We start from the raw sequence: 14,676 nt of genomic DNA on the forward strand, positions 1-14,676 counted from the left end.
AACGTTTTCGGGCTGGTTGGATGTTGACCCTGGTACGACAGCTCGTCGAGCTAGAGAAGAGGCGACGTGACTACTGTTCTGACCCCCGCGAGCCCACTGACGGCCGCCGATCGCTGCGACCGCTGCGGCGCCCAGGCATACCTGCGCGTCGTCCTGCTGAGCGGCGGAGAACTGCTCTTCTGCGCCCACCACGGCCGCAAGTTCGAGCCGGAACTCAAGAAGATCGCCGCTGAGATACAGGACGAGTCGGAGCGGCTGACCTCCGCTCCTGCTGCGAGCGCTCCTGAAGAAGACCGCTGACACATCGCGTCCACGACGAGCCAGCACCGGCCCAGGCCGGCGACGGGCGGCCCCGCTCCTGAACCACAGGAGCGGGGCCGCCCGCTTTCGTACCCGCGGGTCTCACCCGACCCGAGGATGCCTCTCAGACGCCCTCAGGCGCCCCTGTGCGGCCCTGGGGAGCCGCGGCTGGCGCCCAGGGTCCGCAGGACGTCGGACACCCTCGTGTAGACGCCGGGACTCCCGGCCCGCCCGCACCCGCTGCCCCACGACACGAGCCCGATCAGCCGTCCCTGGGCGACCAGCGGTCCCCCGCTGTCCCCCTGGCAGGCGTCACGGCCGCCCTGGACCTCTCCGGCGCAGAGCATGGACTCGGGGAGGTAGGTGCCGTCGGAACCGGCCGGATAGGCCTCCTCACAGCGCGCGTCGGGCAGCACGTGCACGCTTGCGGCGTGCAGACTGCCCGCGTAGTCACCGCTGCCGGTCAGATCGCCCCAGCCGTAGACCGTTGCGGCCGTACCCGGCGTGTAGGCCGGATCGCCCGTCCCAGCCATCTTGATCACCGAGCTCTGGGGCAGCGGCTCCGCCAGGGTGAGCACGGCGAAGTCACCGGCGTTGGTGGCGGGGTCGTAGGCCGGATTGACCCACACGGTGCGTACGGCGATCTCACGGCCCCGGTCCGAAAGCAGGTCCGTGCGGCCCGTGATGGCCTTGAGGTCGGTCGCCCGGTGCGGCGGCGCCCCCAGGACGTCGTCGGCCATGCAGTGGGCCGCGGTCAGCACGGTGGTCCGGTCCACGGCCGCGGCGCCGCAGAACTGTCCTGCCCGGGTACCCCCGAACCGGTCACGGCTGGACAGCGCCACTGTCCAGGGGCTCACGGAGACATCGACCGGGAATCCGCCGACGACGATGCTGTCCGCGGCCGCGGGGACGGCGGAGGCCAGCGGTATGGCGGACGCGGCAGCCGCCAGGAGCAGCGGCCCGATCAGCGCCCGGGGAAGGGGACCACGCATGCACGTTCCTCACTCTGGGATGGTCATGGGAGACCCACAGTGATCCAGCGCGTCGCACCCCGCACCCGCGCGCCAGCACGAAGGCCCGGCTCCCCAGAGGGGGACCGGGCCTTCCGTGGTCGTACGACTACGACCTAGTCGAGGTAGTCGCGCAGCACCTGCGAACGCGACGGGTGGCGCAGCTTCGACATGGTCTTGGACTCGATCTGACGGATGCGCTCACGGGTGACCCCGTACACCTTGCCGATCTCGTCGAGGGTCTTCGGCTGACCGTCGGTGAGACCGAAGCGCATCGAGACCACGCCGGCCTCGCGCTCGGACAGGGTGTCCAGGACGGAGTGCAGCTGCTCCTGGAGGAGCGTGAAGCTGACCGCGTCGGCCGGGACGACGGCCTCGGAGTCCTCGATGAGGTCACCGAACTCGCTGTCGCCGTCCTCGCCCAGGGGGGTGTGCAGGGAGATGGGCTCGCGGCCGTACTTCTGGACCTCGATGACCTTCTCCGGGGTCATGTCGAGTTCCTTGGCCAGCTCCTCCGGGGTGGGCTCGCGGCCCAGGTCCTGGAGCATCTGGCGCTGCACGCGCGCGAGCTTGTTGATGACCTCGACCATGTGCACCGGGATACGGATGGTGCGGGCCTGGTCGGCCATCGCGCGGGTGATCGCCTGACGGATCCACCAGGTGGCGTACGTCGAGAATTTGTAGCCCTTGGTGTAGTCGAATTTCTCGACCGCGCGGATCAGACCGAGGTTGCCCTCCTGGATGAGGTCCAGGAAGAGCATGCCGCGGCCGGTGTAGCGCTTGGCCAGGGAGACCACCAGACGGAGGTTGGCCTCCAGGAGGTGGTTCTTGGCGCGGCGGCCGTCCTCGGCGATGATCTCCAGCTCGCGCTTGAGCTTGGGAGCGAGCTTGTCGGCGTTGGCCAGCTTGTCCTCGGCGAACAGGCCGGCCTCGATGCGCTTGGCGAGCTCGACCTCCTGCTCGGCGTTGAGGAGGGGGACCTTGCCGATCTGCTTCAGGTAGTCCTTGACGGGGTCGGCGGTGGCACCGGCGGCCGCGACCTGCTGCGCGGGCGCGTCGTCCTCGTCCTCGTCGGAGAGCACGAACCCGGCGCTCTCGGCGCCCTCGGGCTCGTCCCCGGTCTTGCCCGGGGTCTCCTCGGTCGCCTCTTCGTCGATCAGCTCGACGTCGTCCTTCTTGGCGCTGGTCTTCTTGGCGGCCGCCGTCGTCTTCTTGGCGGCGACCTTCTTGGCGACCGTCTTCTTGGCGGGCGCCGTCTTCTTGGCGGCGATCTTCTGGGCGTCGTCCTCGGCGGGAGCGTCGGCGACGGATGCGGCCGGAGTGGCGGTGGCGGTGGCCTTCTTGGCGGTCACCGTCTTCGCGGCGACCGTCTTGGTGGCGGTGCGCTTGGCCGGACTCTTCGCTGCGACGCTCTTTCGGGTGCGCTTGGGCTCCGCGGCACTGACCATCAGCGTCACACCCTCTTCCTCGAGGATCTGGTTGAGGCTGCGCAGTACGTTCTTCCACTGAGTGGCCGGAATCTGGTCAGCTTCGAAGGCCCGACGCACGTCATCGCCGGCGATCTGCCCCTCAGCCTTTCCCCGCTCGATGAGCGCCATGACAGAAACGGACTCGGCGATCTCCGGCGGGAGCGTACGGGATGTGCTGGCCGACACGAACAACCTCTCGGAACGATGGAAAACGGCTTCCGGCCCCGTCCGGTACGGACAGGAGCCGACGACCGCCGACTGGGGATGGGCCGACGGCGCGGGCTGGGGCCGGGAAGAATCACAGCGCCTCGAACGGCGTCCGTATTCCCTTCCGCGGCTGTCACCTCTTAGGTCATCGCGCAGTTCCCGCGAGCGTTACGCCCAATCTGCGTGGCCCGAGTCACACCCCGTAAGCGCGCAAAAACGGTCAGACACGGGCAGACGAGGTCACTCGTGGCCGTGACCGGCACTCCTCGAGGAGATCCTGCACCCCGTCGCACCGCCGGACCCCGCCGGTCCCCTGGAGGATCCTGCGGGGTCCGGCGGGAGACGGGCGCCCCGGCCGGGCGACGCCACGGGAGCGCGGCACACCTCGGCCGCGCCGGCCACCCGGCATGCGTCAGTGTTCGCGCGGGGCGGGCACCACGCGTTCCACCTCGGGGTGCACGATGAGCAGCTGCCGCATGGCCGCCTCGGCCGCCGCGCCATCGCCGGCGGCAAGGGCGTCGACGATCCGGGCGTGGTGCCCCAGGGAGGCGTCGGTAGGGCGGTCACAACCGGTGACCGGGCCGCCGGAGACCTGGAGGGCCGAGGAGACGATTCCGGAAAGGTGCTCCAGCATCCGGTTGCCCGCGACCTGGATGAGCAGCGAGTGGAACTCGGCGTCCGCGCGGGAGAAGGTCAGCGCGTCACCCTGCCCCAGGGCGTGGCTCATGATCTCGACCATGTCGGAGAGGCGCTGCTGGATGTCCTCGCGCCCGTGTCCGGCGGCGAGGCGAGCGGCGAGCGGCTCGATCGTCCAGCGCAGCTCGCTCAGCTCGCGGCGCTGGTTGTCGCGCTGCGGGCCGAAGGCGCGCCACTCGATGATGTCGGGGTCGAGGAGGTTCCAGTCACTGACGGGACGCACGCGCGTGCCGACGTTCGGGCGGGCGCTCACCAGGCCCTTGGCCTCCAGAACGCGGAGCGATTCACGGACGACGGTACGGGAGACCTCGAAACGCTGGCCGATCTCCTCGGGCACCAGCGGGCGGTCGGCGCCCAGATCCCCGGAGACGATCATCTGACCGAGCTGCTGGACGAGTTGGCCGTGCAGCCCGCGTCCGCGGCTGCCCGCGGCACGCCGGCCCACGCGGCCCAGCTCGGGGTCGGAACCGTCCCAGGAAGGGGCTCCGAGGCGCTCGGTGACGGGCGCCTCGGCATAGGGGTAGCGGTCGAGTTCGCCCGGGCCGGCGAGACCGGAGTCTGCGGAGCGGGCGGCGGTCATCATGGTGTGCGCAAGGGTACTCACGCATCATTTGTCGGCGTTGGTTCCAACTCCCTTGAGGTCTTTGGTGAAAAGCACACGAAAGGGTGATCGCTCACCCCGTCGCAATTGACGCCTTATCGGAAAGAAATGGGCTTTCTCCGGGGAGTTGTGCGCAGAGCGGGAGCCCACGGACACGGACGGTCGTCATCGGACCCCGCGTCGCAGGGTCGTGAGCAGGTACGCGCAGAGCAGTGCGGTCAGCGACAACGCCAGTGCCCCGCCTACGGGTTGGGCGATCACACGCGCCGCCGCGGACAGGTAGCGCTCGCCCCCGAAAGGCCACTGCAGCAGGAACACCTTTCGCATCCGCAGCGGGAAACCTTCCGCGGTCCGAACAGCCGGACCCTCCAACGCCTTGTGTACGAGAGGCACGACGAGAATCGGTACGGCGACCACCGCGGCGAGCCCTGCCGTGGTGGACCGGAAGATGCCGGCGGCCAGTACGCCGGCCCATGCGCATCCCACGACCAGGCCGATCCAACTCGCGCTCATCGAAAGCCAGTCCGCGGGAACTTGCGTGAGCTCCCGTCCGTATACGAGATAGAGCGCTTCGGCGTCGCAGCCCACCGTGAGGAATGCCAGCACCAGCGCGGTGGCCGCGGAGACGAGGAGCTTCGCGACGAGCAGTCCCATCCGGCGGGGCACGGTGCCGCGGTCCGCCGCCAGGGCGGGGTGACGGAACTCGTCTCCGAAGGCAAACGCCCCGAGCAGCCCCGCGCCGAGCGCCGCGGGCGGCAGGGGCAACTCCCGGGGCCACGCGGCCAGCAGACGCGGCTGCGGGGTGTGCCCGACGCGCGCCAGGAACAGCGCGGTGAGCACGGACACGACGAGTACGGCGGCCCCGGTCAGGAACCCGGTGCCGATACCGGCGGCACGGCGCAACTCGTAGCGGAGCGGGCGCAGCGGGCTGGGGGCGGAGCGGACGGAGATGGGGGGCGGGAGCGGGGGAAGGGCGTCAAGGGCGAGGCTTGGGGCGGGACGTGCGGCTCGCGCGCGGGGATGGGTGTCGGCCGACTCCTCGGGGTCGATGAGGGCGACCAGTCGGGAGTTCGTCGGCGGCGGGCTCACGGCGGCTGCGTAGGCCTCGTGCGGCCGGTGCGGTTCGGCCGCGGTTCGCGGTTCGTTGACGATGGGCGGCTCCGCGGTAGGCCTCGTGGTGGCCGGCGGCACGGCGGCGTGAGGCTGCTGCGGGGCATCGGCGTGGACCTGCGGGACCTCGGCCGATCGCATGTCGGTGGCCGGTGCATCCGCGGGCCCCATGGGCACCTCAGCAAGGGGCGTGTCCGCGCGCGGGGTTGGCATCTCGGCGGGCGGCGGCTCATCGGTCGGGCGCGTCAGCGGTTCGGGAAGCGGTACGTTCGCGCGCGGCGTCGGCGGTTGAGCAGGGGGCGTGTCCGTGCGGGGTGCCGACTGGTCGGCAAGCGGTGAGTCGGTACGGGCCGATGACGGCTCGGCAAGCGGATTGACGGCACGAGGCGTTGACGTCTGAGCAAGGGACCCGTCCGTGCGGGGGGCCGAGGATTCGGCAACCGGTGTGTCGGCGCGGGACATTGGCTGCTCGGCAGGCGGATTGTCAGTACGAGGCGTTGGCCGCTCGGCACATGCCGTTTCGCTGCGTACTGTCGGCGGCTCGGCGAGCGGCGGATTGGCGCGGGCCGTTGGGATCTCGGTCGTCGACGGGGCGCCCGACACCCGCGGCTCCTCGACGGATTCCGGCTCGTCTCTGACGGACTGCGGCTCGTCTCGGTGGGTCGCGCCCGCCTCCGGCCCCATGTCCCCGATCTCGTCGGCGAGTTGGTGTACGAGGATGTCGTGCCGGAACGCGGTCTCACCGACATCGGCGCATGTACTCCCGTACACGGAAAGGCGGTTGCCGTCCTCGCGGACGACTTCGACGGAACGGTGTGCCGTGCGGGCCTCCTTGGTGAGGAGGGCGGCGAGGCGGGCGGCGTGCGGGCTGCGGACGGCGACGCGGGGGCGCAGCCGGGTGCGGGCGAACTCTCCGGCTTCCTGGTCGGCGACCAGTCTGCCCTGCTCCAGAGTGACGACCCGGTCGGCGCAGCGGGCGGCCTCCTTGGGCTCGGCGGTGGTGAACAGGACCGTGCCGCCCTGGGCCGCGTGCGCGCGCAGCATGCCGTGCAGCCAACGGCTTTCGCGGGCGGAGAGTTCGTCCGTGGGTTCGTCCAGCACGAGTGTGTGCGGGTCGGACAGCAGGGCACAGGCGAGGCCGAGGCGGCGGTCCATGCCGCGTGCGAGGCTGCCGAGGCGTTCGTCGCGCAGGCTGACGAGGCCGACCACTTCGAGGACTTCGTCGGCGCGCCGGGCCGGAACGCCCGCCGCTGCGCACAGCATCCGGAGATGGCCGCGCACCGATCGGGCCGGATGACCCGGCACATCGCCCAGGAGGACGCCGACCTCGCGCGACGGGTGGGCGATGCGGTGCAGGGGACGGCCCCTGAAGTAGGTGATTCCACGTCCCTGTTGGAGTTCGAGCATGAGCCTGAGCGCGGCCGTCTTGCCCGCGCCCGGTGCTCCGAGGAGTGCGGTGACGCGGCCCGCACGTGCCTCGAAGGAGACGTCGTCGACGGCGGGCGGATGCTCCTTGCGGGCGTTGCTGGTCAGTCCGAAGGCCTGGATCACCCACAGCAAGATAGCGCGCTATGTCCGTTTTTCCAGGCACCGAACGGCCCTCTGCGCAACGGTTGATCGCCGCACGCGACGCGCTACGGCGTCACACCTCGGGGCGCAGCATCGGCGGGTTGAGCAGCGTGGCCCCGCCGGCCCGGAACAACTGCGCCGGGCGCCCGCCCTGACGGGTCGTCGTACCGCCCGTCGGGACGAGGAACCCGGGCGTGCCGGTCACCTTGCGGTGGAAGTTGCGCGGGTCGAGCGCCACGCCCCACACCGCCTCGTAGACGCGGCGCAGCTCGCCGACGGTGAACTCGGTGGGGCAGAACGCCGTGGCCAGGGACGAGTACTCGATCTTCGAACGGGCGCGCTCCACGCCGTCGGACAGGATCTGCGTGTGGTCGAAGGCGAGCGGCGCCACGGGATCGCCGTCGCGGCCGAACCCTCCCTGCTGCAGCAGCTCTTCGACGGGCGCCCACCGCGCGTTGCTGGCGTCTCCGCCGGCCCGGGGTGCGGGCAGGTCGGGAGCGAGCGCGAGATGGGCGACGCTGACGACACGCATCCGCGGGTCGCGCTTGGGGTCGCCGTAGGTCGCGAGCTGCTCCAGGTGCGCTCCGTTGTCCTGGGCGGGAGCGCCTGGGTCATGGGCGCGCAGTCCCGTCTCCTCGGCGAGTTCGCGGGCCGCGGCCTGTGCCAGGTCCTCGTCGGCCCGCACGAAACCGCCTGGTAGCGCCCAGCGCCCCTGGAACGGCGGCTCGCCCCTGCGTACCGCCAGCCCGCACAGAGCATGGCGGCGCACGGTCAGCACGACCAGGTCCACGGTGACGGCGAAGGGCGGATACGCTGACGGGTCGTAGGACATGCGGCGATCATAGTCGTCTGCCTGACGATAAACACTCCCTTCGCCGGTACCGCCCGGACTGATCCACCGCCGTGCGAAGCGTGGTCTACTCCTCCGCTTCCGGCCGTCGGCCGCCGCCGTCTTCCCCGAGGTCACGCTCCCAGTTGCAGGCCGTCGGCCGCCTCCTCGACCATGGCGACGCCGAGCCTGCCGACCCGTACGGAGAAGGGGGCGCCCGCGATCCGCAGCCCGGTCAGGCCGATCTCGCCGAGGGGCGCGCTGCGCATCGGGCGGAGTGTGACCGTGCGGGCGGGGGCGTCGGGGCGGATGCCCACGAGGGTGCTCAGCAGCAGCACTCCAGCGGCCGCGGCCGTGGCTGCGGGGCGGCAGGCCGCCGGGTGGGGAAGGGGAGCGCTCCCGTCCGTGCGCTGCTCCCCCGCGTACATCTCGGGGAGCCGGTGTCCGAACGTCTCGGCCGCGGCGAGGACGCCCCGCAGCAGCGAGGTCGCCTCCTTCTCGTACCCGGCCACGGCCAGGCCCGCTACGGCGATCGCCGTCTCCGCCACCCGCACGGCTCCGCCCCGGTGGCTGAACGGGCTGTACCCCGGCTCCTTCGTGCCCAGGCCACGCAGTCCCCAGCCCGAGTCCATGGCCGGTCCGCCGAGCAGCCGGGCGAGTTTTTCGGCCCGTGCCTTGTCGAGCAGGCCCGGTGCGTACTCGCCGCCGCCCAGGAGTCCGGTGTCGAGGAGGTGGGCGGTCGTCGCGCCGAGGTGCGGTACGAGGCGTCCGTCGGGAGCCCGGGCCGCTGCCGGGCGACCGCCGCCCGGATCCCCGATCCAGAACTCCGCGTGGAAGGCGGTGCGCAACTCCTGGGCCCACTGCCGGAGTTCCGTGCCGCCGGGTCTGCCGTACGCGTCGAGCAGATCCGCGCCGAGCAGTGCTGCCCGGTGGGCGTGGGCCTGCGTCTCACAGCGGACCGGCCCGCCGGGGTGCGGATCGTGCAGGTAGGTGCCGTCGCCCACGGTGGTCCGCAGCCAGGTCAGGCAGCGCTCGGCCGCCGGCAGCAGCTCCTGCGTCTCCTGCTCCGGCAGTCCCCAGCGGCGGGCCTCCGCGAGCAGCACCGGGAAGAGCAGGGTCGCCTCTGTCCCGGTGCAACTCGGCGGCAGATGGGCGCCGGCATCGCGACGCGGTCCGGGGATCATCCCCAACTGTGCTCCCGCACCGTGGAGTTGAGTACAGGCGAGGGTCCGCAACGTGCCTGCGGCCAGGCGGGTGCCGAGGGGCAGCGTCATCCGTGCCGCTGTGAGTGACTCCGCGGGGGCCAGTCCGCAGCGCCAAGGCGCCCCTGCCGCGAGATGGCTGTCGGAGGGGTGCGCGGGGTCGCGCAGCAGCAGTGCCTGGAGGTCTTCGACGCTGGTCCGCAGGAGCGCGTGGACTCTGGGGTCGTCACCGGTCGCGCATGCGGTGGAGAGGGGGCTGTTCGCTCCGCGGCCCACGGCCCGGACCGGTCCCGCGCGGTCCGGCCGTACCCGGAGCTCCACGCTCGCCGTGCCGCCCGGTGGCAGTTCGAACTCCCAGCGCAGGAGTCCCGCGGAGGCCAGTGCGTCGGCGGGCGGTGGGTCGGCTGTGACGGCTGAACTGCCGGTGGCACCGGACCAGCGCAGGCCGGAGTCGTGGACGCTGGCGGGCAGTTCGGGTCCCGTGTTGCCTGCGGCGATGGCGCCCAGGTCGGCCATGTCGGTGCCGAGTGCCACCTCGACCGGCAGGCGCAACGGGCGCCGGGACAGGCTGCGCAACGTGATGCGCTCCGTGCCGTCGGCGTGCCGGGTCCGCTCGACGAGGAGGTCCGGGTCCGGGCCGCAGTCCGGGGACACCCGCACAGTCCCCACGAAACGGGCGCGGTCGGCCGCCGTCATCCGCGCCTGCACCGCCAGCGGTTCCCGTCCGGCCACCCGCAGCTGACACCGGGAGAGTACGCGCCGACCCGCGCGGTAGAACCCTTCAAGCCCCTGGCCGTTCAGCTGGCCTTGCTCGGTGGAAACGGCGAGGCCGGGGAGCGCCACGCAGATCAGGGTGGCGTGGGTGGGCGGCAGTTCGAGGGAACGGCGGGGCATCGGGCGAGAGGGGTTCGGGAGCGAGCCTTGAGATGAGGAGAGTGGTGCGAGCTGCCGCGGTGACGGGGATGGACGCCGGTTGCGGCCGGGCGTCCAGCCTTCGGGCGGCCGGTGGGAGGGGTGCGGTGGATGGCCGGGATCGGCCGTGGCCGGGTACGCCGACGATGAACTGGCGCCCCGGCTCGGGCGTGGCACGGGGGGATCGACGTCACGGCGGTCGTCGTCGGCCGAGGGCGGCGTCGGCTGGTGCATGGGCGGCTTCTTCTGCGCTCTGTGCGCCGCAGAGGTGTTCGGCGCCGGACGGACGGTTCCGAGAGGGACGGTTCCGAGCGAACACGGACCGTCCGGCGACACCGCCCGTTCAGGCGTTCCGCCACCCAGGTGAACGGAACCGGGCTCCTCGTGGTCACGCCCCCGGCCCGCGAAGCCGACCGAATGGCGGCGCAGGGGAAGGGCCGAGCGGTTGGTCTCGGCGCGCCGGTGCCGTCGGCCGCCGACCCGGCCCCCGGTCGATCGGCACAGCCAAGCTCCGATCACGCCGAGCCGACCCCTGGACCTGCGGTGCCGCCCTTCACCCTCCCGAGCCGCGATCACCTCTCCCCCTCCATGCCGTTGACCTCCGGCTGCGCCCCCTCGGTGCAGGTGTCGTAGCGTCGTGAGCCGCCCTTCCCAGAGGTGCGCGCACGTGTTCCGCCGGGGCGTGCGGTGCCCTGCGCCGGGGTGCGCGGACGGGACCCGTCCGTCCAACCGGATCGGCGGCTGTCCGTGCCCGAGGGGCGGAGGCGGCCGGAGACTCCATCGAGGTCGGGGGTACGCGCGCGGTGCCGACGGCGGGAGGGGGTGGGTGACGCCGTGGGTGAAGCCTTTGATGGGGCCGTGGGTGGGGCCGCCGGTGTCGGAGCTTCGGCGGGGGTGCTCGTGCCCTGTCCTACGGGACTGTCAGCGGCCTCCGGGTCGGCAGGCGCCTCTCCCGTTCGCGTCGCCCCTTCCGCGCCCGGTACCTCTGCGCCCTCCGTCCCCTCCGCGCGCTCCACCCGTTCCGCCCGCAGGCACCGCCGGATGGACTCCGGGTCGAGGCCCTCGTTGCAGGCCTGGTGGAGGAGGCGGGCGAAGAGGTATTCGGGGTCCGCGCCCAGTGCCATGGCCAGGGCCTCCCTGGCCTCCAGGTCGTCGCCGGTCGACCAGGCGACCCAGCCGGCGAGCGTGAGAGGAGCCGCGGCGTGTTCGCCGTACGGTCCGACGCAGCGGCGGGCCAGTGCGCGCCAGAGGCGCAGGGCAGGGAGCGCGTCGTCGCCCTCCATCCATGCGGCGGCGCGGTCCCGGGTCGTACGGTCCTGGAGGCCGAGGATCAGGTGGGCGGCTTCGTCGTGGGCGAGCAGGGCATCGTCGCGGAAGTCCGAGTGGAGCACACCGGTCACACGCGGTGCCAGGGCGAACCGCTTCATGATCCGCCGGGCGAGGTCCAGGGTGTCCTCCGCGACCTCCGCCCGGCTGGCGTCCTCGAAGAGCTTCGGGACCAGGGTCATGCCGGCGGCGTCCAGTGCGACTTCCTGTTGCAGTGCGGCGGCCGTCTCCCACGGCAACAGCCTCGCCCGCAACTCGCGCAGTGTGCCGCGCACTTGGAGTCCCGCGTAGGTCGCCGCGGCGGCCAGTACGGATGTGCCGGGCAGGCCCATCGGGGAGCCGTCGACCGGGCAACATCCCTTGCCCGAGCAGCAGTACGACCAGAAGCGGCCGTCCGAGATGCAGAGTGCCTCGATCACCGTCACGTCGAGCCGACCGCACTCGGTGCGCAGCTTCTGGACGAGTGGGCGCAGGCGCTCCATGACCTGGCGCCCCGACTCTCCCGGCGCCGGTTCCTGACAGACGTAGGCGATCATCTGCTCGGGCCGGGTCCCTCGGCGCTCGCTGCCGGTCACCAGGCCGTGGGCCAACTGGCGTGCCACGGAGGCCCAGTCGTCCGCGCTGGTGGGAATGCCGAGTCGGGCCCTGCCCCCGAACCGGCCCCGGCCCGCCCGGTCGTGCAGGGCGACGAGGACGATGCTGTCCTCTGGGCGGTATCCGAGCAGATAGGGCAGGGCGTCGGCGAGTTCGGCGGGGCTGCGCAGGGTGAGCTGGTGTTCGGGGCTGCTGTGCCGGTCGTACGCGGTGGGGCCGATGTCGCCGTTTTCGGAGGATCCGGTCGTTTCGCTGTGGTTCGTCATGCGATGACGATCTCGCGGATCGCAAAGTTCCGCTTCGGCCTGTGGATAAGTCCGGTCAGGGACAGGCCACATGGGTGTCGGCGCGGCCAAGTCGGGCCCTGTGAGCGGGAGATCCGGATCGCCTCGGTGAGCGCGCGATCACCCCACGAGCAAGCGACGACCGGGGCGCTTCAGTGACGGTCGTCGCCGCCGAGGGGTCGGCCTCTCTCCATGACCGCGCCCGCAGGTCGACATCACCCCAAACCGAATCCAGCGGTGCCAAGAGCCCGAGGAGAAAACTCAGCTCGCCGCAGCGAGTACCAGCGGAAGAACCTGTGCGGCGCCCGCCTGACGGAGCAGACGCGCGGCGACCGCGAGGGTCCAGCCGGAGTCGGTGTAGTCGTCCACGAGCAGGACGGGGCCGGGAGAGGCGGCCAGGGCGGCGGCCAGTTCCCCTGAGACGGCGAAGGCGTCGGACAGTGCCCTGAGACGCTGGGCGGAGTTGCTCCGGCGTGCCGCGTGCGTGCCGTCCGGTCCGGTGTACGTCAGGGTGCCCAGAAGGGGGAGGCGGCCGATGGTCGCGATGCCCTGGGCGAGGGAACAGACCAGTTGCGGACGGGCCAGCGACGGCACGGCCACGACGCCAACGGGCCGGGGCGAGGCCTCCGTGACATTCGGTGCCCAACCGCCGGGCGAGCGTGCCCAGTCGGCGAGGACGGCCACCGCGGCATTCAGGACGTCGTCGGGGACCGGGCCGTCCGGCGCGCTCTCCGCGAGCAGCGGGCGCAGGCGGTTGCCCCAGCCGATGTCAGAGAGCCGCCCCAGGGCACGCCCTGTGGAGCACTGGTCCTTGGCCGGGATCCGGCCCTTGAGGTCGACGCCCAGCGCGGCCATGCCGGTCGGCCACATGCGGCGCGGCTCGACCTCCACACCCGGGCGGTCCAGTTCCTTCGTCGCCCCTGTCAACGTCTCAGAGGAGACCGATGAGTCGATCCAGGCCCCCGCACAGTTGTCGCACCGGCCGCAGGGCACCGCCCCTTCGTCGTCCAGCTGCCGGCGCAGGAACTCCATCCGGCACTGGGACGTGCTCACGTAGTCGCGCATGGCCTGTTGCTCGGCCGCCCGTTGCTTGGCCACCCAGGTGTACCGCTCGGCGTCGTACATCCACTCGGCGCCCGTGGCCGTCCAGCCGCCCTTCACGCGCTTGACCGCGCCGTCGACGTCCAGGACCTTCAGCATCGTCTCCAGGCGGCTGCGCCGTAGGTCGACCGCCGTCTCCAGGGCGGGCACGGACAGCGGGCGTCCCGCGTCGGCCAGGGCCGAGAGGGTCTGGCGGACCTGCGTCTCGGGCGGGAAGGCCGTATCCGCGAAGTAGCGCCAGATGGCCTCGTCCTCGCGGCCGGGAAGGAGCAGCACATCGGCGTGGGCGACACCGCGACCCGCGCGGCCCACCTGCTGGTAGTAGGCGATCGGCGAGGACGGCGAGCCGAGGTGGACCACGAAGCCCAGGTCCGGCTTGTCGTAACCCATGCCGAGGGCGGAGGTCGCGACGAGGGCCTTGACGCGGTTCTCCTGGAGGTCGATCTCGGCCTGCAGCCGGTCGGCGTTCTCCGTCTTCCCGGTGTACGAGGCGACCTTGAAGCCGCGCTGGCGCAGGAAGGCGGTGGCTTCCTCGGCGGCGGCCACGGTGAGGGTGTAGATGATTCCGGAGCCGGTCAGTTCGTCCAGGTGCTCGGCGAGCCACGCCAGACGGTGGGCGGCGTCCGGCAGTTGGACCACTCCCAGCCGCAGGCTCTCCCGTTCCAGCGGACCGCGCAGCACCAGGGCCTCTCCGGCGCCGGTGCCCAGTTGCTCGGCCACATCGGCCGTCACTCGCGCGTTGGCGGTCGCGGTGGTGGCCAGGACCGGTACGCCGGCGGGCAGTTCGGCCAGCATCGCCCGCAGCCTGCGGTAGTCGGGGCGGAAGTCGTGTCCCCAGTCGGAGATGCAGTGTGCCTCGTCGACCACCAGGAGGCCGGTCGTGGCCGCGAGCTTCGGGAGCACCTGGTCGCGGAAGTCGACGGAATTGAGCCGTTCCGGGCTCACCAGGAGCACGTCGGTCTCGCCTCGTTCGACTTCTCCGTAGATGGTGTCCCACTCCTCGGGGTTGGCCGAGTTGATGGTGTGGGCCCGGATTCCGGCGCGTGCCGCCGACTCGACCTGGTTGCGCATCAGTGCGAGCAGCGGCGAGATGATCACCGTAGGGCCGGCCCCACGTCGGCGCAGCAGGGCGGTGGCGACGAAGTACACCGCCGACTTGCCCCAGCCGGTGCGCTGCACCACCAGCGCGCGCCGGCGCTCCTCGACCAGGGCCGCGACCGCCTGCCACTGGTCCTCGCGGAGCCGCGCCGTGCCGCTCGGATCACCGACCAGCTCGGCGAGGATGGCGTCGGCTTCGGCACGCAGCTCCTGGTTGCTCATACCCCCATGCAACCGCACGCCACTGACAACGGCCCAATCCCCCGCCGTGACGGGGCCCCGCGGGCCTCTTCCCCCGCCCCGTTCCACCGGCGCACTCTGGACCTCCCGCACCTCTGTGGCGTACGAAAGTGTCGTGCCCGCACGTC

9 protein-coding genes are annotated in these 14,676 nt (G+C 71.9%); 1 reads left to right on the plus strand and 8 read right to left on the minus strand.

Annotated elements, in window-relative coordinates; genetic code table 11:
- The first annotated feature begins 66 nt into the window (after positions 1 to 66).
- Positions 67 to 300, plus strand: a complete 234-nt coding sequence (locus tag ACIPTO_RS05340) for a hypothetical protein (RefSeq protein ID WP_033283991.1) — start codon at positions 67 to 69, stop codon at positions 298 to 300.
- Positions 301 to 434: 134 nt separating this feature from the next.
- Here ACIPTO_RS05340 and ACIPTO_RS05345 read toward each other — a convergent pair whose 3' ends face one another.
- The 8 genes from ACIPTO_RS05345 to ACIPTO_RS05380 form a co-directional block, all read right to left on the minus strand.
- Entirely contained in the window at positions 435 to 1,292 is an 858-nt protein-coding gene (locus ACIPTO_RS05345) for a S1 family peptidase (protein ID WP_401189560.1), read from the minus strand.
- Between the two features lie 134 nt (positions 1,293 to 1,426).
- Positions 1,427 to 2,971 carry an RNA polymerase sigma factor gene (locus ACIPTO_RS05350; RefSeq protein ID WP_401189561.1) on the minus strand — a complete coding sequence of 515 codons (1,545 nt, stop codon included), beginning with the start codon at positions 2,969 to 2,971 and terminating at the stop codon, positions 1,427 to 1,429.
- Positions 2,972 to 3,398: 427 nt separating this feature from the next.
- Entirely contained in the window at positions 3,399 to 4,286 is an 888-nt protein-coding gene (locus tag ACIPTO_RS05355; protein ID WP_328828279.1) for an FCD domain-containing protein, read from the minus strand.
- Between the two features lie 162 nt (positions 4,287 to 4,448).
- Complete coding sequence (locus ACIPTO_RS05360) at positions 4,449 to 6,944, minus strand: ATP-binding cassette domain-containing protein (protein WP_401189564.1); 2,496 nt, start codon at positions 6,942 to 6,944, stop codon at positions 4,449 to 4,451.
- Positions 6,945 to 7,035: 91 nt separating this feature from the next.
- A complete protein-coding gene (locus ACIPTO_RS05365) occupies positions 7,036 to 7,794 on the minus strand; it encodes an NUDIX hydrolase (protein WP_266773238.1) in 759 nt (252 codons plus the stop codon).
- Between the two features lie 131 nt (positions 7,795 to 7,925).
- Positions 7,926 to 9,887 (minus strand): glycogen debranching N-terminal domain-containing protein, encoded by a 1,962-nt coding sequence (locus ACIPTO_RS05370; RefSeq protein WP_401189566.1) that lies wholly within the window; start codon positions 9,885 to 9,887, stop codon positions 7,926 to 7,928.
- 590 nt (positions 9,888 to 10,477) lie between these two features.
- The gene (locus ACIPTO_RS05375; RefSeq protein ID WP_401189567.1) at positions 10,478 to 12,091 is read right to left on the minus strand and encodes a DUF4192 domain-containing protein; all 1,614 of its coding nucleotides are present in this window, start codon (positions 12,089 to 12,091) and stop codon (positions 10,478 to 10,480) included.
- A 279-nt stretch (positions 12,092 to 12,370) separates the two neighbouring features.
- Positions 12,371 to 14,530 (minus strand): RecQ family ATP-dependent DNA helicase, encoded by a 2,160-nt coding sequence (locus ACIPTO_RS05380; RefSeq protein WP_401189569.1) that lies wholly within the window; start codon positions 14,528 to 14,530, stop codon positions 12,371 to 12,373.
- Positions 14,531 to 14,676: the final 146 nt, after the last annotated feature.

Source organism: Streptomyces sp. NPDC090083 (assembly GCF_044747445.1).
In the GTDB taxonomy this organism is placed as follows: Bacteria; Actinomycetota; Actinomycetes; order Streptomycetales; family Streptomycetaceae; genus Streptomyces.

Coding starts and splice junctions, on each gene's coding strand:
- ACIPTO_RS05365 (WP_266773238.1), bottom strand. CDS start 7,794: ATGTCCTACGACCCGTCAGCGTATCCGCCCTTCGCCGTCACCGTGGAC.
- ACIPTO_RS05370 (WP_401189566.1), bottom strand. CDS start 9,887: ATGCCCCGCCGTTCCCTCGAACTGCCGCCCACCCACGCCACCCTGATC.
- ACIPTO_RS05345 (WP_401189560.1), bottom strand. CDS start 1,292: ATGCGTGGTCCCCTTCCCCGGGCGCTGATCGGGCCGCTGCTCCTGGCG.
- ACIPTO_RS05380 (WP_401189569.1), bottom strand. CDS start 14,530: ATGAGCAACCAGGAGCTGCGTGCCGAAGCCGACGCCATCCTCGCCGAG.
- ACIPTO_RS05375 (WP_401189567.1), bottom strand. CDS start 12,091: ATGACGAACCACAGCGAAACGACCGGATCCTCCGAAAACGGCGACATC.